The following is a 17,077-nucleotide window of genomic DNA, read 5'->3' on the forward strand; positions in this document are numbered from 1 at the left end:
GCTGGGGTGCGGGTCACTGGCCGATCAGCCGCGGATGCCGAGCTTGGCGATCAGCTGGCTGTAGCGCTCGGGGCTGATGCCCTTGAGATAGCTGAGCAGTCGCTTGCGCCGGCCGATCATCTTCAGCAGCCCCTGGCGGGAAGAGAAATCGTGCTTGTTCTGCTGCAGATGGGAGGAGAGCTGGCTGATGCGCTCGCTCAGCATCGCCACCTGCACTTCCGCCGACCCGGTATCGGTGCCGTGGGTCTGGTGGGAGTTGATCAGTTCCTGCTTTTTGGTGGTGTTGAGCGGCATGGAGAAGGAGAGGGCGAACGCGGATTGAACTGGATCCCTGTTCAGAAATCCCGCGCGGCAATACTCCACATTACCGTCCTGCCTCCAGCCACCCCCCAGGGCTCAGGCGGCCTGGCGGGACAGCCAGCGCAGGCACTCGCGGATCCAGTCGTCCGCCACCCAGGGGCTTTCGCCGGCGGCGGCCTCCTGGCGGGCCACGGCCCGTAGCGCCCGGTGAATCTCCAGCACCTCGTAACCCAGCGCCGCCAGCGTCAGCTGCACCTCATCGCGGTGGTTGTCGCTGAGCTGCGGGCTCAGGGGCGCCAGGGCGTCGTCGTCGGCCTCGGCGCCGAGGGCGAGGCCGAAGCGCTGCTGCAGGCGGCTGCGCAGTTCCACCGCCAGGCGCTCAGCTGTGCGCCGTCCCACCCCGGGCGCCTGACACAGCAGGCGCAGGTCGGTCTGGACGATCGCCTGAACCAGCTGTTCGCGCTCCAGGCAGCCCAGCAGCCCCAGGGCCATCTGCGGTCCCACACCGCTCACCGCGACCAGTTCGCGGAACAGGTCCCGTTCCCCCCGCTCGCTGAAGCCGTAGAGGGTCCAGCCGTCGTCGCGCACGGCCTGGTGGATGTGCAGGGTCAGCGTGCTGCCCTGGGCCGGCAGCTGCTGCCACTGGCGCGAGCTCACCTGCACCTCGTAGCCCACGCCCTGGCACATCAGCAACAGGCCACAGCGCTTGTCCTGCTGCCAGGGATCGGCAAGTTCGCCTTGCAGCCAGCCGATCATGGGAGCACTTGGAACCTGCCCATGGTGCCTGTCCCGCGGCCCCCTGCCCAGCTCCGCTTGCCGGTTTGTCTGCACCTGCCGCTGCCGCGCCTGCTGCGCTCCCTGGCCGCAGCGCTGGTGGCCCTGCTGCTGCTGCTGCCGCTCTCGGCCTGCGCCGGCAACTCCCAGCCGCCCCGGGGGGTGCTGCTCACTGCCCTGGCCCTGCAGATCCAGATCACCCAGGAGGCCATCGCCCAGGCCCTGGAGTTGGAGCCGAACGTCGAGGCCAGGCCCCAGGTGAGCCGGGTGCGTGTGGCCGAGCAGCAGGCGGTGAGCATCGGCGAGGCCAGGGGTCTGCGGCTGGCGGGTCAGTTTGACTGGCGTCTGAGCGGCGATCCGATCCGGATCGACAGTCCCTTCGAGATCTACCTGCAGCGCGGAGAGCGGGGCGAGAGCTGGCGCCTGGCCCGGCCGAGCGGCAGCCCCGATGGCAGCACCCAGGCCTGGCTCACCTATCCGCTTCCCCTCCAGGATTGAGCTGGGGCAGCAGCCGGCGCCGGCTGCTGAGGCTGATCAGGGTGGCGGCGAGCACCAGGGCGGCGCCGGCCAGCGTCCAGCCATCCACCACTTCCCCGAAGATCAGCCAGCCCCACAGGCCGGCAAAGCCCACCTGGGCGTAGCTGATCGCCGTGGCCTGGGCGGCGGGCAGTCCCACCAGCCCGCGGGTGAGCGTCACCTGTCCCAGCTGGGTGAACAGGCCCACCCCCAGCAGCCACAGCAGCTCGAGCGGGGTGGGCAGCACCGGATTGAGCAGCACCAGGGGCAGGCTCAGGGGCACCGCCACCAGGGGGAAATAGAACACGATCACCAACGGGTGTTCGCTGGCCGCCAGGGTGCGCACGCTCACGTAGGCCACCGCCGTGCACAGGGCGCCGGCGACGGCCACCAGCACGGCCCCGGCCGGCAGGGCCGGCGAACCAGCCAGCGGGCCGCCCGCCAGCAGCCGCGCCGGCTGGGCCACCAGCAGCACACCGGCCCAGCCCAGGGCCACCGCTGCCAGCACCCGGCGGCCGACGCGCTCTCCCAGCAGCAGCCAGGCCAGCAGGGCCGTGAAGGTGGGGTAGAGGTATTGCAGCACGGTGGCCGAGGCCAGGGGCAGGGTGCTCAGGGCCGCATACACGCACAGCAGGGCCACGCTGCCGATGGCACCGCGCCAGATCAGCAGGCCGCGCCGCTGGCCCCAGGGGTTGATCCCGGCGCGGCGCAGCAGCCACCAGCTCAGGGCCAGGCTCACCAGCGCCCGCGCCAGCACCACCTCAGCCGCCGGGATACGGCTGCCCACCTGCTTCACGCAGATGCCCATCAGCGAGAAGCTCAGGGCACTCAGCAGCATCGAGGCCACCGGGCCGCTCAAGCGGGTGGCGGCCGTCGGTGTCACCGTCAACTCAGGGCAGCAGGAGCAGGGGCCGCATGCTGACCGATGCCCCCCGCTCCTGCGTCTGCATCCTGCGGCCAGCTCCTGCAGCGCCCGCTGTCCTCCCCCAGAATCAACACCTCGCCAGCTCCGCGCCCCTGCCCCAGGCCGCGGGGCGTCAGCCCCCACACCGTGAGCCTGCCCCGCCTCCACCCGCGCACGATCGAGGCCGTCAAGGAGCGCGCCGACATCGTGGATGTGGTGGGCGAGCACGTGGTGCTCAAGAAGAAGGGACGGGAGTTCGTGGGGCTGTGCCCGTTTCACGACGACAAATCGCCGTCGATGACCGTGTCGCCGGCCAAGCAGTTCTATTACTGCTTTTCCTGCGGCGCCGGCGGCAACGCCATCAAGTTCCTGATGGAACTGCAGCGCCAGAGCTTCGGCGATGTGGTGCTGGAGCTGGCGCGCAAATACCAGCTGCCGGTGGAAACCGTCGACGGCCCGCAGCAGGAGCGGCTGCGCCAGCAGCTCTCGCGCCGGGAGCAGCTGCACCGGGTGCTGGCCCTGGCCGCGGGCTGGTTTCGCACTCAGCTGCGGGCCCCTGAGGGTGCTGCGGCCCTGGCCTACCTGCGCGAGCAGCGGCGCCTGAGCGAGAGCACCCTGGAGGCCTTCGAGCTCGGCTTTGCCCCCGACCGGTGGGACGGCCTGCTGCAGCACCTGGGACAGGCCCATGGGCTGGCGCCCGACCTGCTGGAGGCGGCAGGGCTGGTGGTGCCCCGCAAGGGCAGCGGTTCACCGGACACTCGCGGCTTCTACGACCGCTTCCGCGGCCGGGTGATGGTGCCGATCAAGGACCGCCAGGGGCGGGTGATCGGTTTCGGTGGCCGCAGCCTCGAGGGCGGTGAGCCGAAGTATCTCAACTCCCCGGAAACCGAGGTGTTCGAGAAGGGCAAGCACCTGTTCGGTCTCGACCGGGCCGCCGACGCCATCCGCCGCGATGACCGGGCCGTGGTGGTGGAGGGCTATTTCGACGTGATCGCCCTGCATGCCGCCGGCATCACCAACGCGGTGGCGGCCCTGGGCACGGCCCTGAGCAGCCAGCAGATCACCCAGCTGTGCCGCTGCAGTGACAGCCGCCGGCTGGTCCTCAACTTCGACAGCGATGGAGCGGGGGTGCGGGCCGCCCAGCGGGCCATCGGCGAGGTGGAGCAGCTGGCCCTGCAGGGCCAGCTGGAGCTGCGGGTGCTGCACCTGCCCGCCGGCAAGGATCCCGATGAGTTCCTGATCGAGCACGGCGCCGGTGACTATCGGGCCCTGCTGGATCAGGCCCCGCTCTGGCTCGACTGGCAGATCGAGCAGGTGCTCGCCGGCTGCGACCTGGGCCGGGCCGACCAGTTCCAGCAGGTGGTGACGGGTCTGGTGGCACTGCTGGGCAAGCTGCCCCAGAGCGCCGTGCGCAGCCACTACCTGCAGCAGGTGGCCGAGCGGCTCAGCGGCGGCCAGGCGCGGCTGGCGCTGCAGCTGGAGGACGACCTGCGCCAGCAGGTGAAGGGCCAGCGCTGGCACGGCCGCTCCCAGCGCTGGGAGCAACCGGGAGAGGCGGGCCTGCGGGAGCGGGCCGAGGCGGAGGTGCTGCGCCTCTACCTGCACTGCCCCGCCGAGCGGGGCGCCATCCGCGCCGAACTGCGGCAGCGCGAGCTGGATGACTTCGCCCTGGTGCACCACCGTCAGCTCTGGGCCGCCATTTGTGCCCTGGAGGAGGACAACCTGGGCGGCGGTCGCCTGGAGGCGATCAACCGCGGCAGCGATCCCGGCCACGAGCTGGCCGATCTCGACCTGCCCCGCCTGCTGGGCCACCAGCTGGTGGTGGAGGAGAGCGTGCTGCTGAGCCGGCTGACGCCGCTGCTGGAGCCCAGTGAGCTGCAGCGTCTGGCCCTGGAGCAGCCCCTGCTGCAACTGCGTGGCGCCACCGCCACCCTGGAGCGCCAACGCAGCCTGCGCCGCTGCCGCCACCTGCTCGACGCCTGGAGCAGCCAGCGCCTGCAGACCCTGGAGCAGTGCATCGCCCGTCTGCTGGAGGAGGAACGCCAGGAGAGTGAGCCCAGCGTCCCCCCGCCCGGGTTGGTGCCTGTGGGCGATTTGGTGCCTGTTGGCGATATGGAGCAGCGCATCCAGGCCCTGTTCGCCGACCTCAACGGCGATGCCCTGCGCTTTCAGGAGCTGTATTACAGCGAGCGGCGCTACCTCGCCCAGCTCGACAGCCACCGCCGTGCCGGCCTGGCGGAGGTGGTGGCGGCTCGGCCCGAGACCGCCAAGCCGATGGCGCCACAGTCTCTGGTTTCCGGCGGCTCCGGCACCCCCGCCTAAGGTTTCTCCACTGGCGTGCGGCGCAGCGGATGGCCTTCTTCGAGGTGCTCTGGCACGGCGAGGCCATCGGTGACGGTGGCGATCTCGAGGAGGCCCTGCAGTGCTACGGGCTGCTTCGCCCCCTGCCGCCGAGCTGGCCCGAGGCCTGCCAGCAGGCCGGCGCCGATCCCTGCATCCGCCGCTACGCCTCCTTTGATGCCTTTCTCGACAACGCCGACGAGCTGGAGACGATTCCGGTGTCTGCGGCGATGATCGAAGCGGCCCTGGCCTCAGCCGGAGCGCACCACGGGCAGGTCGGCCAGGCGGGTGGTGGCGGCCCGTGACAGCTGGCCGCGCCGCATCGCCCAGGGCCTGTGCAGGCCGCAGGCGGCCCACTGCACCGTGCCGCTGCCGTAGCGGCGGTTGAGGCCATCCACCACCGCCGTCAGGGCCCGGCGGCGGCGCTGCTGCTCCGCGCTCTGGGGCACCAGCAGGTGGTGCTGCAGTCGGGTTTCCGGCTGCAGCTGCTGCAGCACCACGCCGGCCTTCTGCAGGGGTTTGTGGGGGTTGAACAGGCGCTCGGCCAGGGGCAGGGCCGCCGCCAGCAGCGCCGCGCTGTCGTGGCTGGCCAGGGGCAGGGTGACGGTGGCGGCGTTGGCGTAGAAGCTGGTGCCGTTGAACGGGCTGCTGCGCACGAACACGGTGAGGGCGCCGGCCCGCTGGCGCTGGCGCCGCAGCTTCTCGGCGGCCCGGCAGGTGTAGGTGGCGATCGCCTCGCGCAGCTGGGGCAGGTTGTCGATCGGCTGGGCGAAGCTGCGGCTCACACAGGTTTCGCGCTTGGCCGCCGGCAGCCGCTCCAGCGGCAGACAGGCGATCCCGCGCAGTTCCTGCTGCAGCCGCACGCCCACCACCCCGCAGCGGCGGCGCAGCTCGCCGGCGGGCAGGTCGCGCAGGGCCCGGGCGTTGACGATGCCGCGCAGCCGGCACCAGCGGGCCAGCCGGCGGCCGATGCCCCACACGTCCTCGATCGCCACCGCCTCCAGCCAGGGGTCGGGATCGGCCACCGCCCCCAGATCGAACACGCCCTCACCCATGCGTTGGCCCGTCTCCTTGTCGGTGGCCTTGGCCAGGCGGTTGGCGGCCTTGGCCTGCACCTTGGTGGCGGCGATGCCCACCGCCACCGGCAGGCCCAGCCGGCGCTGCACATCGCGGCGCAGGCGCCGGCCCCAGCCCGTCAGGTCGCCTCCGGCGGGACGATGCAGCAGCCCGAAGGCCTCATCGATCGAGTAGATCTCGAGCTCCTCCACCCACTCCTCCAGCACGCTCATCAACCGCTGACTCATGTCGGCGTAGAGGGCGTAGTTGGAGCTGCGCACGAGCACGCCCCGCTGCTCCAGCTCCCGCTTCACCTGAAACCAGGGCTGGCCCATGCGGATGCCCAGGGCCCGGGCCTCGGCACTGCGCGAGACGATGCAGCCATCGTTGTTGGAGAGCACCACCAGCGGCCGGCCGATCAGAGCCGGATCCATCACGGCCTCGCAGGAGGCGTAGAAGTTGTTGCCGTCCACCAGCACGGTGGCCTGGCGAGTCATGGTTCAGAGGCTGTGGATGGCGTGGATGGCCACACCCCAGATGCGGCTGTCGTCGCCGTCGCGCAGCTCCAGCGTCGGGTAGTTGGGATGGGCGGCCTCCAGGCGCCAGCGGCCGTGGTCACGGCGCAGGTGCTTGAGGGTGAAGGCCCCCTCGATCACGGCCACCACCACCAGGCCCGCCCGTGGCTCGATCGCCCGGTCCACCACCAGCAGATCGCCGTCGAGGATGCCGGCGTCGCGCATCGAGTCGCCGCTCACGCGCAGAAAGAAGGTGCTGCTGGGGTGGCGGATCAGAGCCTCATTGAGGTCGATGCGGCCCTCCACGTAGTCGTCGGCGGGGCTGGGGAAGCCCGCCGCCACCGTGGCGCCGGCCAGGGGCAGGAACCGCCGGAGCCGCCGCTCCGCTGCCGCCAGGCCACCCAGCAGTTGGAGTTCCGGGCTGGCGGAGCGGCGGGACGGGCCGGCGAACTGCTCAGGGGATCGGTCCGGAATGAATGCGGCCACGACGGCGAGCGTTTCCTGTGAGCAGTGCAAATGTACTACTCGCAGGCAGCGCATACGATGCGTTCTGGCAGGGCTGCTGGAGCGGATGGGGGCAGATACGGCCGCTACGGCCGCAACGGGTCTGGTGCTGGTGCTGTTCCTGGTGCTGCACCTGGCTGGGGTGCTGCTGGCGCCGCTGGCCCCCGCAAGCTTCGAGGCCTATGCGGCGGCTCTGCACGCGGCCCCCTGGCTGCCGGCGGCGGAGCTGGCGCTGGTGGCAGTGGGCCTGAGCCACGCCGGCTTCAGCCTGAGCAAGCTGATCGCCAACCGCCGCGCCGGCAACCGGGCGGTGCTGGTGAGTCGCCGCGGCGATCCCGTGGCGGCGCTGGCAGCCCGCAGTCAGGCGCTGGCGGGCCTGACGCTGCTGGGCTTTCTGGTGGTGCACCTGCTGCAACTGCGCTGGCCCCGCCCCGCCGCCGGTGGCGAGCTGGCGGCCCTGCAGGCGGTGCTGGCGCAGCCGGCCAGCCTGCTGCTCTATCTGGCCGCCGCCCTGGCCCTGGCGCTGCATCTCTTCCACGGCGGCGAGGCCGCTCACCGCAGCCTGGGGCTGCTGAATCCAGGCAACGGCCGCCGCATCCGCGCCGGCGCCCGTCTGCTGGCGGTACTGCTGGGTGGAGGCTTTCTGGCGGTGGCGCTGGCCCTGGCGCTGCCAGTGCTGCCGGCCGCCGGCGAGCTGTCATGAGCGGCCTGCCCGATCCGCGTCTGCCGGCTGGCCCGATCGCCGATGGCTGGCGCCGCACCGGCGAGCAGCTGCCGCTGATCAGCCCGCTGCGCAAGCGCCAGCTGCGGGTGCTGGTGGTGGGCACGGGCCTGGCCGGTGCCTCAGCCGCCGCCACCCTGGCCGAGCAGGGCTACCGGGTCACGGTGCTCACGTATCACGACAGCCCGCGGCGGGCCCACTCGGTGGCGGCCCAGGGGGGCATCAATGCCGCCCGCCCGATGGCCGTGGATGGCGACAGCGTCAATCGTCTGTTCGCCGACACCCTGCGCGGCGGCGACTTCCGCGCCCGCGAGGCCGGCTGCATGCGGCTTGCGGAGCTCAGCAGCGCGATCATCGACCAGGCCGTGGCCCAGGGAGTGCCCTTCGCCCGCGAGTACGGCGGCACCCTGGCCACCCGCAGCTTCGGCGGAGCACTGGTGAGCCGCACCTTCTACGCCCGCGGCCAGACCGGCCAGCAGCTGCTCTACGGCGCCACCGCCGCCCTGCTGCGCCAGGTGGCTGCCGGCCGCATCACCCTGCTGCCGCGCCGCGACGTACTCGAGCTGATCACGGTGGACGGAGTGGCCCGCGGTGTGGTGGCCCGCCATCTGCTCACGGGCGAACTGGAGGTGCACACCGCCCAGGCGGTGCTGCTGGCCACCGGCGGCTACAGCAACGTGTTCTTTCTGTCCACGAACGCGCTCAAGTCCAACGCCACAGCCATCTGGCGGGCCCATCGCCAGGGGGCCCTGTTCGCCAACCCCTGCTTCACCCAGATCCACCCCACCTGCATCCCCAGCGGCGATCCAGGCCAGAGCAAGCTCACGCTGATGAGCGAGAGCCTGCGCAACGACGGCCGCATCTGGCTGCCGGCGATCACGGGCGACGACCGGGCGCCGGCTCAGATTCCCGAGGCCGAGCGCGACTACTTCCTCGAGCGCCTCTATCCCCGCTACGGCAACATGGCGCCCCGCGATCTGGCCTCTCGCCGTGCCCGGGAGCTCTGCAACGCCGGCCATGGCGTGGGCCCGGGCGGCCGTTCGGTGTATCTCGATCTGGGAGATGCCATCGCTGAACAGGGCCGGGGGGTGATCGAGCAGCGCTACGGCAACCTGCTGGAGATGTACGAGCGGATCACGGGGGACGATCCTTACGCCACGCCTCTGCGCATCTACCCGGCGCCCCACTACACGATGGGGGGGGTGTGGGTCGACTATCACCTGATGAGCTCGCTTCCGGGGCTGTTCGTGCTGGGCGAGGCCAACTTCTCCGAGCACGGCGCCAACCGGCTCGGGGCCAGTGCCCTGATGCAGGGGCTGGCTGATGGCACGTTCATTGCTCCGGCCGCGGTCACGGCCTGGCTGGCGGGCCATGCCACCCCCGCCATCGCTGCCGACCACCCGGCCTGCCGCCAGGCCCTCGATCAGGCCCGGGGCCGCATCGCGGCGCTGCTGGCGGTGGACGGCTCCCAGCCGGTGGATGCCTTCCACCGGGAGCTGGGGGCGCTGATGATCGAGCACTGCGGCATCAGCCGTTCGGCCGAGGGGCTGCGGACCGGCCTGGCCGAGGTGGCTGCCCTGGAGCAGCGCTTCCACCATGCCGTGCGGGTGAGCGGGGCCGCTGACGGGCCCAACCCGGAGCTGGAGAAGGCCCTGCGGGTGGCGGATTTCTTCGGCCTGGCCCAGCTGATGCTGCGGGATGCCCTGGCCCGGGAGGAATCCTGCGGTGCCCATTTCCGCGAGGAGCACCAGACTCCGGAGGGGGAAGCCCAGCGCGACGACGGCCGCTTCGCCCATATCGCCGCCTGGGAGCACCGGGGTGAGGGAGCCGAGCCGATCCGCCACGCCGAACCGCTCTCCTTCAGTGCCCTGCAGCCCAGCGCCCGCAGCTACCGATGAGCTTCAGCCCCGCCACCGGCGTCCGCAGCCTCTCCCTCACCCTGCGCGTCTGGCGCCAGGACTCGCCCGAGGCGGCCGGCGGGTTCCGCCGCTACCGGCTGGAGCAGCTCTCGCCCGATCTGTCGCTGCTGGAGGCCCTCGATCAGCTCAACGAGCGCCTGATCGTCACCGGCGAGCGGCCGGTGACCTTTGAGCACGACTGCCGGGAGGGCATCTGTGGCAGCTGCGGCTTTCTGGTGAACGGGCAGGCCCACGGTCCGCTGGCCGCCACCAGCGTCTGCCAGCTGTACCTACGCCAGTTCGCCGATGGCGCCACCCTCACCCTCGAGCCCTGGCGCGCGCGCGCCTTCCCGCTGATTCAGGACCTGGCTGTGGAGCGCTCCAGCCTCGATCGCCTGATCGCGGCGGGGGGCTACTGCTCGGTGAACGCCGGCCAGGCGCCGGATGCCAACGCCCTGCTGGTGGGCCAGGAGCAAGCCGTCAGTGCCTTCCAGACAGCCACCTGCATCGGCTGTGGCGCCTGTGTGGCCAGCTGTCGCAACGCCTCCGCCAGCCTGTTCGTGGCCGCCAAGCTGGCCCACCTCGCTCAGCTGCCCCAGGGCCAACCGGAGCGCCACCGCCGTGCCCGCGCCATGCAGGAGCAGATGGCGGCCGAGGGCTTCGGCAGCTGCAGCAGCAACCTGGAGTGCGAGGCGGTGTGTCCCCAGCAGATCTCCGCCGACTGGATCAGCTGGATGCGGCGTGAGGGGCGCTGAGGCCCCTCACGCCAGCACGTTGGCTTCGATGCCCTGCAGCCAGGCACTGGCCATGGCGTTGTAGCCCTGGGCGGTGGGATGGATGCCGTCCCGTAGATTGACTCCGATGGCACTGAACTGATCGACGACCGCGATCTCAAGATTGGAGTACGCAGTGCTGGAATTCAGAGTTTGCTTGATGAGGGTGTTGTACTGACTAATCTCGGAGCGAGTTATTGAGCTGGCGGGGCGATCTGGGGTAAGCGAGGATTCTAGCTGTGTGGGTATCGTTCCCAGCAAAAGATCTAGGGAAAGCCCATTATTCTTTGCGGCATTATTGATTCGAGTCAGCAAGCTACGGAGACGCTGATAGATAGTATCTCCGAGCTTATCCTGCTGTTCTCCCAAAGCGTCGTTGCCCAGATCGCCAGAGGTCACTGCACCATACTTTGAGCTTACGACCTGATTGCTGAAGTCATTGGTTCCGATGGTCAAGAGGAGTACATTCTTGGTGGTGGAATTGCGGGAGAAATAGGCGGGCGAAATGGCTTCGGTGATGTCGGGTGCGAGAGTGTTCTTGAAGGGCAGCCTTGACCCTGAATTCTGTCTCAATGCAACGTAGGTTTCCCCGGTAATTGGGTCGCGGTCTTCGGATATCAATGCACCTGTGCGTCCCCAATGCTTGAGATCCGACCCAAACTTCCCGACAAAGCTAACAGAATAGGGCTTGCCTGTGAGTCTATCTTTGAGCGGTTGACGATATCCGGCTTGTTCCTCAGAGCCGAATCCAACGGTAATGGAATCCCCCATTGCCATGATATTCAGGCGCTCCACCGTTGATGATGGCGGTGGCGGCGTGGGTGGAGTTGGTTGAGGTGCAGGGCTGGGCTTAGAGGTATCCAGAATCCTGAAAGATGAGCGTGCCAGAATGTCAGTTCGCTTGCGGTCAGAGAACAGTTGCAAGCGCGAATTCTCAGTGCCTTCGAGACGGTTGTCAACGCGGGTCTCAAGACGAATTACGCCTCGACCTCGGCGATTGATTTCCACATTGCCTTTCAGGCCAGCATTGCTGATGTCATCGCCGGTGATCCCATCACCATCGAGTTTCCAGAACAGCTCGTTGCCGCTGAGACGACGTGGTGCATTGATGCGAGCGCGTATAATACTACCCTCTCCAATCTCTGACCTGGAAAACACAAGAGTGTAGCCTGGCTTGCGGGGAGAGGGTTCAGATGATTGATTGGAGTCACGGATGACAAAGCTTCCTTGTGCAACGCGATCATTGCGCCTGCGACTCTGATCAGAAAAAAATTCAATCCCGACTTTCTGGTTTCCTTCCTGACGACCGTCTGCACGAATGAGATGCGTAATAGTAGCCAGGCCTCGGGGACCAATCTGAACGACTCCGTTCAGACGACCATCACTGAAATCAGTTCTTTTGACACCGTTTCCCCGGAGACGCCAATAGAGGAGTTGCCCCTGCAGATCTCGAGGAGCCCTGACTTGGGTTCGGAGGGATCGCCCTTCACGAACAACCGATCGAGAGAAGCGTACCCTGAAACTCATTGCTGTGCTGCACTCCACGCCAACGGTCTTATCTTATCAATGATCTCGAATCTTGACCCGACTGCTGGGCTGCGATGTGCTGGACACCAAAGCCGGCCATGGCCGGAGGCTGTGCCACTGCAGGAAGCAGGCCAGGGGCATCGGGCCGCACCGCCGCTGCCAGCCGATGCCGTGGCCGTAGTGGCGCCAGCAGCTGATGCAGCCACCCCTGCCGTGCAGCTGGATCAGATAGCGGTAGGCCGCCTGGCCAGCGGCGGCGCCAGCCCCTGCCGCCGGCAGCGAGGGCAGGGGGGCGAACACCGCACTGATGTCCTCAAAGCGCAGCGGCGGCGCTCCGCTGGCCCTCAGGGGTGCCGCCAGCAGCGCGGCGATCCGCTCGGGTCCGCCGCCGCCGGGCAGCCACCAATGGCGCTGGCGCCTCAGGCCGCGGTCGAGCAGGGAAATCAGGGCAGGGCCGTGGCACGACACGGGCGGAACAACACTGGCTCTGAACCAGTGCCACCGCCGTGACGGCCGGCGGCCCTCAGGCGCTCAGCGACGGCTGGCAGAACAGCACGATCAGCCAGATGGTGCCGATGATCGGGATCAGGCCGAGGAAGATCCAGGGCCAGGGCTTGCCGATATCACGCAGGCGCCTCACCGCCAGTGGGATCCCGGGCACGATCGTGGCCACGCTGTAGGTGGTGTAGAGAACGTCCGAGATCCGCAGCAGGATCATCAGGACGATCAGATTGGCCAGCACAAACCACCAGTAGTCGCCCCGATTGGAGCGACCTTCGTAATCAAAGGATCGGCTCCAGGCTGAGGTGAAGGCTTCGATGAGGCGCATGGTGACAGACACGTGCCAGCGCTTTTTAGTGGCTGTGCCTGTGAAAGGCCAGCCATTGTCGCCAACCGTTGCCTGAGCTCACCGGTTCATCCCACCGTGGCCATGTGGCGAATCAGATCAATGCACTTGCAGCTGTAGCCCCACTCGTTGTCGTACCAGGCCACCACCTTCACGAACGTGTCGGTGAGGGCGATGCCGGCGCCGGCGTCAAACACCGAGGTGCAGCTTTCGCCCACGAAATCGGTGGATACCACCGCATCCTCCGTGTAGCCGAGGATGCCGGCCATCGCCCCCTCGCTGGCCGCCTTCATCGCCGCCTTGATGCCTTCGTAGCTGGTGGGCTTGGCGAGATTCACGGTGAGGTCCACCACCGACACATTCGGGGTGGGCACGCGGAAGGCCATGCCGGTGAGCTTGCCGTTGAGCTCCGGGATCACCTTGCCCACCGCCTTGGCCGCACCGGTGCTGCTGGGGATGATGTTCTGGCCGGCACCGCGGCCGCCCCGCCAGTCCTTGGCGGAGGGACCATCCACGGTTTTCTGGGTGGCGGTCATGGCGTGCACCGTGGTCATCAGACCGTCGACGATGCCGAAGTTGTCATGCAGCACCTTGGCCACGGGTGCCAGGCAGTTGGTGGTGCAGCTGGCGTTGGACACGATCGCCTGCCCGGCATAGGCAGTGTGGTTGACCCCCATCACGAACATCGGTGTGGCGTCCTTGGAGGGGGCGCTCATCACCACCCGCTTGGCGCCGGCCTTCAGATGCGCGCCGGCGCTCTCATCGGTGAGGAAGAAACCTGTGCACTCGAGCACCACCTCGGCGCCCACCGCCGCCCAGTCGAGCTTGGCCGGGTCGCGCTCGCTGGTGATCCGAATCGGCCGGCCGTCCACCACCAGCTGGCCGTTCTCCACGGCCACATCGCCGGCAAAGCAGCCGTGGGTGGAGTCGTAGCACAGCATGTAGGCGAGGTAATCCGCGTCGATCAGGTCGTTGATCGCCACCACCTCCACCTCCGGCACCGCGCAGGCGCGACGGAAGGCGAGACGTCCGATGCGGCCGAAGCCGTTGATGCCGATGCGGATGGCCATGGTGCCGCTCTGAGATGATGCTGCCCCTGAGGCTACGGATCGGGTTGCTCCCCGTCAGGCCATCAGGCCCTGGCGCTCAGATTTCGTCGTCTTCCAGCAGCAGCTGCTGGAAGGCTGTGTAGAGATCACCGTGCTCCCGGGCCAGCTTCGGGTCCGGGCGTCCGCGCTCGCGGTGGCGCCTGTCCTGCTTGTTGCTGGGCGCCGTGCTGGCCAGCGGATCCGGGTCCGGGCCGGCGACGGCGGGTGGGGCGGGGTCCGGCAGCCGGCGCCTGGTTTCCAGCTCGCGCAGCCGCTCGAGCAGGTGGGGAGGGGCGCTGCCGTCGGCACTGGCCCGCATCAGCTCATGGAAGAGGGCCTCGGGATCGGTTTCCGTTTCCAGCCGGTGCAGGCGGGCGCCACTGCCCTGGGTCGGTGCGGATGACCCGGCAGGTGGGGCGGGCGGCTCAGGAACCGGCAGCCGCTGGGGCAGGGAGCGCCCAAGCTGGCGCAGTCGCTCCAGGCTGCGGGCGTCGAAACTCATCGGGGCGCAGAAGAGATCAGGAGCAATCCAGGCTGGCGCGGGTATCCCGGCCGGTGACGGGGTTGGTGCCGCGGGCCGCGGCGCAGAGCAGATTGCGGGCATCGCCGCGCAGGGGCACATTGGTGAAGTCGGCCCCGTCGATGATCACATTCTCGAAACGGGTGTTGAAGGCGAAGGCGTCCTCCAGCACGGCGTTGCTGAGATCCGTGCCGTTGAACACCGCTGAATCCAGCGTCGCCTCGCGCAGGTTCGTGTCGCTGAGGTCGGCGTCCTGCAGCTTGGCCCCGAACAGACTGGCGCCCTGGAGATCGAACCCCGAGAGGTTGGCATCCCGCAGGTTGGTGAGGTTGAAGGTGGCGCCGCGCAGATCCTGGCCGGAGTAGTCGGCACCGATCAGCACCTGCTTGGCCACATCCACCGCCGCTCCGGCCGGAGCGGCGCCCGGCGGCGCTGCGGCCGCCAGCACCAGGCAGAGGACAAGGGCCCTCAACAGGACCAGGATTCGACGCAAGAGCATCCCTGCACCCAAGATCCCTTGGCCGCAGAGCGATTCACCGGCCAGTTGTGCCATGGCGGCCACACACCTGGGGCAACCCTAGGGACAACCCCGCTTGGCGCCGCCCATGCCCCATCCCCCTCTGGCCGGCGGCTGGGCCGAGCAACGTGCCCTGCGGCTGCTGCTGGAGCGGGGCTGGCACCTGCGCGACCGCAACTGGCGCTGCCGCTGGGGGGAGCTGGATCTGGTGCTGGAGAAACCCCACCGCCTGCTGGTGGTGGAGGTGAAAGGCCGGCGCAGCGGTGTGGACGGCTGGGGGGCGGCGGCGCTGCGTCGTGGCAAGCGTGAGCGGCTCGAGCGCGCCTGGCGCTGCTGGCTGCTGGCCCATCCCGACGCCGCCCTGCAGGCGGTGGAGCTGGTGTATGCCCTGGTGCCCTTGCCGCCCCGGCGCGGCCCGGTGCGCTGGATCCGCGCCGGGCCCTGGGATGGCACGGGCTCACCAGGCACCCTGGAGGGCTGAGACCACCCCGCACGATGAGTTTTTCCGCCCACCGGGCCCGCAAGCGCTTCGGCCAGCACTGGCTGGTGGATCAGCCGGTGCTGGACCGGATCGTGGCGGCCGCCGACCTGCAGAGCGACGAGCGGGTGCTGGAGATCGGCCCGGGCCGCGGGGCCCTCAGCGAGCGCTTGCTGCGTACACCGGCCGCCGCCGTGCAGGCGGTGGAACTGGACCGCGACCTGCTCGCTGGCCTGCGCCAGCGGTTCGGCGCCGATCCCCGCTTCTCCCTGCTGGCCGGCGATGCCCTGGTGCTGGAGCTGCCCGCTGCCGACAAGGTGGTGGCCAATATCCCCTACAACATCACCGGCCCCTTGCTGGAGCGGCTGGTGGGCCGCCTGGACAGGCCGGTGACACCGCCCTACCGGCGCCTGGTGCTCTTGCTGCAGCAGGAGGTGGCGGAGCGCATCCGCGCCGCCCCCGGCAGCAGCGCCTACTCCGCCCTGAGCGTGCGCCTGCAGCTGCTGGCCCGCTGCCACTCGGTGTGTGCGGTGCCGCCCCGCTGCTTCCAGCCGCCGCCGAAGGTGCAGTCGGAGGTGATCTGCATCGATCCGCTGCCGGAGGCCGAGCGTCTGGATCCCCGGCTGGCCCGCCCGCTGGAGCTGTTGTTGCGCCGCTGCTTCGCCGCCCGGCGCAAGATGCTGCGCAACAGCCTGGGCGGGCTGTTGCCGCCGGAGCAGCTCACCGAGCTGGCCGCGACGGCAGGCATCGGCCTGCAGCAGCGGCCTCAGGAGCTTGGCCCGGCGGCCTGGGTGGCCCTGGCGGCGGGCTTGAATCGCAGCCCCGCCGATCCGCAGGCCAGCGATGCTTGAACTCACGGTGGAGGCTCCGGCCAAGATCAACCTGCACCTGGAGGTGCTGGGGCTGCGCGGTGACGGCTTCCACGAGCTGGCGATGGTGATGCAGACCATCGACCTGCGCGATGAGCTGCGCCTGCTACCCAGCGCCGATGGCGCCATCAGCCTGAGCTGCGATCAGCCTGGCCTGCCCACCGACGGCAGCAACCTGATCGTCAAGGCTGCCGAGCTGCTCAAGGTGCGCGCTGCCCTGCCGGAACTCGGCGCTCGCATCACCCTGTTCAAGCGCATCCCCGTTGGTGCTGGCCTGGCGGGGGGCTCCAGCGATGCCGCCGCTGCCCTGGTGGGTCTCAATGCCCTCTGGGGTCTGGGCTTCAGCGCTGCTGAACTGCAGGGCATGGCGGCACGCCTGGGCTCGGATGTGCCCTTCTGCCTGCCCGGAGGCACCCAGCTCTGCTTCGGCCGCGGGGAGCGCCTCGAGGCCCTGGCCCCCGCAGGCGGAACATCCCCGGCGCTGCTGCTGATCAAGCACGCCGGCACCAGTGTCAGCACCCCCTGGGCCTATGGCCGCTGCCGCGAGCAGAGGGGCCGCAGCTACCTCCGCGGCGAGGAGGCCTTCGAACGCCGCCGTGAAGCCCTGCGCCGTGGCCCCCTGGTGCAGGCCCTGCGCCAGGGGGCGGCGCTGCCACCGCTGCGCAACGATCTGCAGGCCGTGGTGGAGCCGGAGCTGCCCAGCGTGCAGGAGGGGCTGGCGCTGTTGCGCCGGCTTCCGGGAAGCCTGGCGGTGGCGATGAGCGGATCGGGCCCCAGCCTGTTTGCCCTGTTCGCCGATCGGGAGCTGGCGCTGGCTGCCCAGGCCGATCTCGGGCCGGAGCTGGAGGCCGCAGGGTTTTCCAGCTGGGCCTGTGGATTCCGCGGCCAGGGCGTCATGCTGGAGCCGTGAGCGATCCCACTCCCCCGGCT

Annotated in this window: 20 protein-coding genes; 9 read left to right on the top strand and 11 right to left on the bottom strand. The window is 69.4% G+C overall.

From position 1 onward, the window contains the following. Positions 1 to 24 precede the first annotated feature (24 nt). Both rpsO and ruvA read right to left on the bottom strand, forming a co-directional pair. Positions 25 to 294 carry a 30S ribosomal protein S15 gene (gene rpsO, locus KBY96_RS03990; protein WP_254977928.1) on the bottom strand — a complete coding sequence of 90 codons (270 nt, stop codon included), beginning with the start codon at positions 292 to 294 and terminating at the stop codon, positions 25 to 27. A gap of 102 nt (positions 295 to 396) precedes the next feature. Next, positions 397 to 1,056, bottom strand: a complete 660-nt coding sequence (gene ruvA, locus KBY96_RS03995; RefSeq protein WP_254977929.1) for a Holliday junction branch migration protein RuvA — start codon at positions 1,054 to 1,056, stop codon at positions 397 to 399. A 21-nt stretch (positions 1,057 to 1,077) separates the two neighbouring features. Between ruvA and KBY96_RS04000 the strand changes: the two genes are divergently transcribed. Then, entirely contained in the window at positions 1,078 to 1,572 is a 495-nt protein-coding gene (locus KBY96_RS04000) for a hypothetical protein (RefSeq protein WP_254977930.1), read from the top strand. On the opposite strand, the gene KBY96_RS04005 is transcribed toward KBY96_RS04000, so the two are convergent. Beyond that, positions 1,544 to 2,473: a DMT family transporter gene (locus tag KBY96_RS04005; RefSeq protein ID WP_315859468.1), complete on the bottom strand. Its 930-nt coding sequence runs from the start codon at positions 2,471 to 2,473 to the stop codon at positions 1,544 to 1,546. The genes KBY96_RS04000 and KBY96_RS04005 overlap by 29 nt on opposite strands. A 168-nt stretch (positions 2,474 to 2,641) precedes the next feature. On the opposite strand from KBY96_RS04005, the gene dnaG reads away from it, so the two are divergent. Then, complete coding sequence (gene dnaG / locus KBY96_RS04010; RefSeq protein ID WP_254977931.1) at positions 2,642 to 4,816, top strand: DNA primase; 2,175 nt, start codon at positions 2,642 to 2,644, stop codon at positions 4,814 to 4,816. Between the two features lie 29 nt (positions 4,817 to 4,845). Next, on the top strand, positions 4,846 to 5,139 hold the full coding sequence (locus tag KBY96_RS04015; protein WP_254977932.1) for a hypothetical protein: 294 nt from the start codon (positions 4,846 to 4,848) through the stop codon (positions 5,137 to 5,139). Here KBY96_RS04015 and KBY96_RS04020 read toward each other — a convergent pair. Both KBY96_RS04020 and KBY96_RS04025 read right to left on the bottom strand, forming a co-directional pair. Next, a complete protein-coding gene (locus KBY96_RS04020) occupies positions 5,086 to 6,387 on the bottom strand; it encodes a Y-family DNA polymerase (protein WP_254977933.1) in 1,302 nt (433 codons plus the stop codon). The genes KBY96_RS04015 and KBY96_RS04020 overlap by 54 nt on opposite strands. 3 nt (positions 6,388 to 6,390) lie before the next feature. After that, positions 6,391 to 6,813: a LexA family transcriptional regulator gene (locus KBY96_RS04025; protein WP_254978149.1), complete on the bottom strand. Its 423-nt coding sequence runs from the start codon at positions 6,811 to 6,813 to the stop codon at positions 6,391 to 6,393. A gap of 163 nt (positions 6,814 to 6,976) precedes the next feature. Here KBY96_RS04025 and KBY96_RS04030 point away from each other — a divergent pair, with 163 nt between their 5' ends. The 3 genes from KBY96_RS04030 to KBY96_RS04040 are packed head-to-tail and all read left to right on the top strand — an operon-like array spanning position 6,977 to position 10,283. Next, positions 6,977 to 7,612: a succinate dehydrogenase gene (locus KBY96_RS04030; RefSeq protein ID WP_254977934.1), complete on the top strand. Its 636-nt coding sequence runs from the start codon at positions 6,977 to 6,979 to the stop codon at positions 7,610 to 7,612. Next, entirely contained in the window at positions 7,609 to 9,528 is a 1,920-nt protein-coding gene (locus tag KBY96_RS04035; protein ID WP_254977935.1) for a fumarate reductase/succinate dehydrogenase flavoprotein subunit, read from the top strand. Before KBY96_RS04030 ends, KBY96_RS04035 begins: the two co-directional genes overlap by 4 nt. Further along, entirely contained in the window at positions 9,525 to 10,283 is a 759-nt protein-coding gene (locus KBY96_RS04040; protein ID WP_254977936.1) for a succinate dehydrogenase/fumarate reductase iron-sulfur subunit, read from the top strand. Before KBY96_RS04035 ends, KBY96_RS04040 begins: the two co-directional genes overlap by 4 nt. A 6-nt stretch (positions 10,284 to 10,289) precedes the next feature. On the opposite strand, the gene KBY96_RS04045 is transcribed toward KBY96_RS04040, so the two are convergent. The 6 genes from KBY96_RS04045 to KBY96_RS04070 all read right to left on the bottom strand — a co-directional run bounded on the left by KBY96_RS04045 (position 10,290) and on the right by KBY96_RS04070 (position 14,782). After that, complete coding sequence (locus KBY96_RS04045; protein WP_254977937.1) at positions 10,290 to 11,828, bottom strand: SGNH/GDSL hydrolase family protein; 1,539 nt, start codon at positions 11,826 to 11,828, stop codon at positions 10,290 to 10,292. Between the two features lie 36 nt (positions 11,829 to 11,864). Beyond that, positions 11,865 to 12,296, bottom strand: coding sequence for a hypothetical protein (locus KBY96_RS04050; RefSeq protein WP_254977938.1), 432 nt, complete (start codon positions 12,294 to 12,296; stop codon positions 11,865 to 11,867). Between the two features lie 55 nt (positions 12,297 to 12,351). Beyond that, entirely contained in the window at positions 12,352 to 12,657 is a 306-nt protein-coding gene (locus KBY96_RS04055; RefSeq protein WP_254977939.1) for a DUF805 domain-containing protein, read from the bottom strand. A gap of 86 nt (positions 12,658 to 12,743) precedes the next feature. After that, complete coding sequence (gap, locus tag KBY96_RS04060; RefSeq protein WP_254977940.1) at positions 12,744 to 13,745, bottom strand: type I glyceraldehyde-3-phosphate dehydrogenase; 1,002 nt, start codon at positions 13,743 to 13,745, stop codon at positions 12,744 to 12,746. Positions 13,746 to 13,821: 76 nt separating this feature from the next. Then, positions 13,822 to 14,265, bottom strand: coding sequence for a hypothetical protein (locus KBY96_RS04065; RefSeq protein ID WP_254977941.1), 444 nt, complete (start codon positions 14,263 to 14,265; stop codon positions 13,822 to 13,824). Between the two features lie 16 nt (positions 14,266 to 14,281). Further along, positions 14,282 to 14,782 carry a pentapeptide repeat-containing protein gene (locus tag KBY96_RS04070; RefSeq protein ID WP_254977942.1) on the bottom strand — a complete coding sequence of 167 codons (501 nt, stop codon included), beginning with the start codon at positions 14,780 to 14,782 and terminating at the stop codon, positions 14,282 to 14,284. Positions 14,783 to 14,888: 106 nt separating this feature from the next. Between KBY96_RS04070 and KBY96_RS04075 the strand changes: the two genes are divergently transcribed. From KBY96_RS04075 to ispE, 3 genes are read left to right on the top strand one after another with little or no spacing between them, the layout of a single operon-like run. Further along, the gene (locus tag KBY96_RS04075) at positions 14,889 to 15,281 is read left to right on the top strand and encodes a YraN family protein (RefSeq protein ID WP_254977943.1); all 393 of its coding nucleotides are present in this window, start codon (positions 14,889 to 14,891) and stop codon (positions 15,279 to 15,281) included. Between the two features lie 14 nt (positions 15,282 to 15,295). After that, positions 15,296 to 16,129 carry a 16S rRNA (adenine(1518)-N(6)/adenine(1519)-N(6))-dimethyltransferase RsmA gene (gene rsmA / locus KBY96_RS04080; protein ID WP_254977944.1) on the top strand — a complete coding sequence of 278 codons (834 nt, stop codon included), beginning with the start codon at positions 15,296 to 15,298 and terminating at the stop codon, positions 16,127 to 16,129. Further along, positions 16,122 to 17,057 carry a 4-(cytidine 5'-diphospho)-2-C-methyl-D-erythritol kinase gene (gene ispE / locus KBY96_RS04085; RefSeq protein ID WP_254977945.1) on the top strand — a complete coding sequence of 312 codons (936 nt, stop codon included), beginning with the start codon at positions 16,122 to 16,124 and terminating at the stop codon, positions 17,055 to 17,057. The genes rsmA and ispE overlap by 8 nt, the downstream gene beginning before the upstream one ends. Positions 17,058 to 17,077: the final 20 nt, after the last annotated feature.

Source organism: Cyanobium sp. ATX 6A2, from assembly GCF_024346355.1.
Taxonomy (GTDB): domain Bacteria; phylum Cyanobacteriota; class Cyanobacteriia; order PCC-6307; family Cyanobiaceae; genus NIES-981.

What these genes read in the sequence shown, in the direction of transcription:
- rpsO (WP_254977928.1), bottom strand. Translation starts at nt 294, where the DNA reads ATGCCGCTCAACACCACCAAAAAGCAGGAACTGATCAACTCCCACCAG.
- ruvA (WP_254977929.1), bottom strand. Translation starts at nt 1,056, where the DNA reads ATGATCGGCTGGCTGCAAGGCGAACTTGCCGATCCCTGGCAGCAGGAC.
- KBY96_RS04000 (WP_254977930.1), top strand. Translation starts at nt 1,078, where the DNA reads ATGGTGCCTGTCCCGCGGCCCCCTGCCCAGCTCCGCTTGCCGGTTTGT.
- KBY96_RS04015 (WP_254977932.1), top strand. Translation starts at nt 4,846, where the DNA reads ATGGCCTTCTTCGAGGTGCTCTGGCACGGCGAGGCCATCGGTGACGGT.
- KBY96_RS04020 (WP_254977933.1), bottom strand. Translation starts at nt 6,387, where the DNA reads ATGACTCGCCAGGCCACCGTGCTGGTGGACGGCAACAACTTCTACGCC.
- KBY96_RS04030 (WP_254977934.1), top strand. Translation starts at nt 6,977, where the DNA reads ATGGGGGCAGATACGGCCGCTACGGCCGCAACGGGTCTGGTGCTGGTG.
- KBY96_RS04035 (WP_254977935.1), top strand. Translation starts at nt 7,609, where the DNA reads ATGAGCGGCCTGCCCGATCCGCGTCTGCCGGCTGGCCCGATCGCCGAT.
- KBY96_RS04040 (WP_254977936.1), top strand. Translation starts at nt 9,525, where the DNA reads ATGAGCTTCAGCCCCGCCACCGGCGTCCGCAGCCTCTCCCTCACCCTG.
- KBY96_RS04045 (WP_254977937.1), bottom strand. Translation starts at nt 11,828, where the DNA reads ATGAGTTTCAGGGTACGCTTCTCTCGATCGGTTGTTCGTGAAGGGCGA.
- KBY96_RS04055 (WP_254977939.1), bottom strand. Translation starts at nt 12,657, where the DNA reads ATGCGCCTCATCGAAGCCTTCACCTCAGCCTGGAGCCGATCCTTTGAT.
- gap (WP_254977940.1), bottom strand. Translation starts at nt 13,745, where the DNA reads ATGGCCATCCGCATCGGCATCAACGGCTTCGGCCGCATCGGACGTCTC.
- KBY96_RS04065 (WP_254977941.1), bottom strand. Translation starts at nt 14,265, where the DNA reads ATGAGTTTCGACGCCCGCAGCCTGGAGCGACTGCGCCAGCTTGGGCGC.
- KBY96_RS04070 (WP_254977942.1), bottom strand. Translation starts at nt 14,782, where the DNA reads ATGCTCTTGCGTCGAATCCTGGTCCTGTTGAGGGCCCTTGTCCTCTGC.
- KBY96_RS04075 (WP_254977943.1), top strand. Translation starts at nt 14,889, where the DNA reads ATGCCCCATCCCCCTCTGGCCGGCGGCTGGGCCGAGCAACGTGCCCTG.
- rsmA (WP_254977944.1), top strand. Translation starts at nt 15,296, where the DNA reads ATGAGTTTTTCCGCCCACCGGGCCCGCAAGCGCTTCGGCCAGCACTGG.
- ispE (WP_254977945.1), top strand. Translation starts at nt 16,122, where the DNA reads ATGCTTGAACTCACGGTGGAGGCTCCGGCCAAGATCAACCTGCACCTG.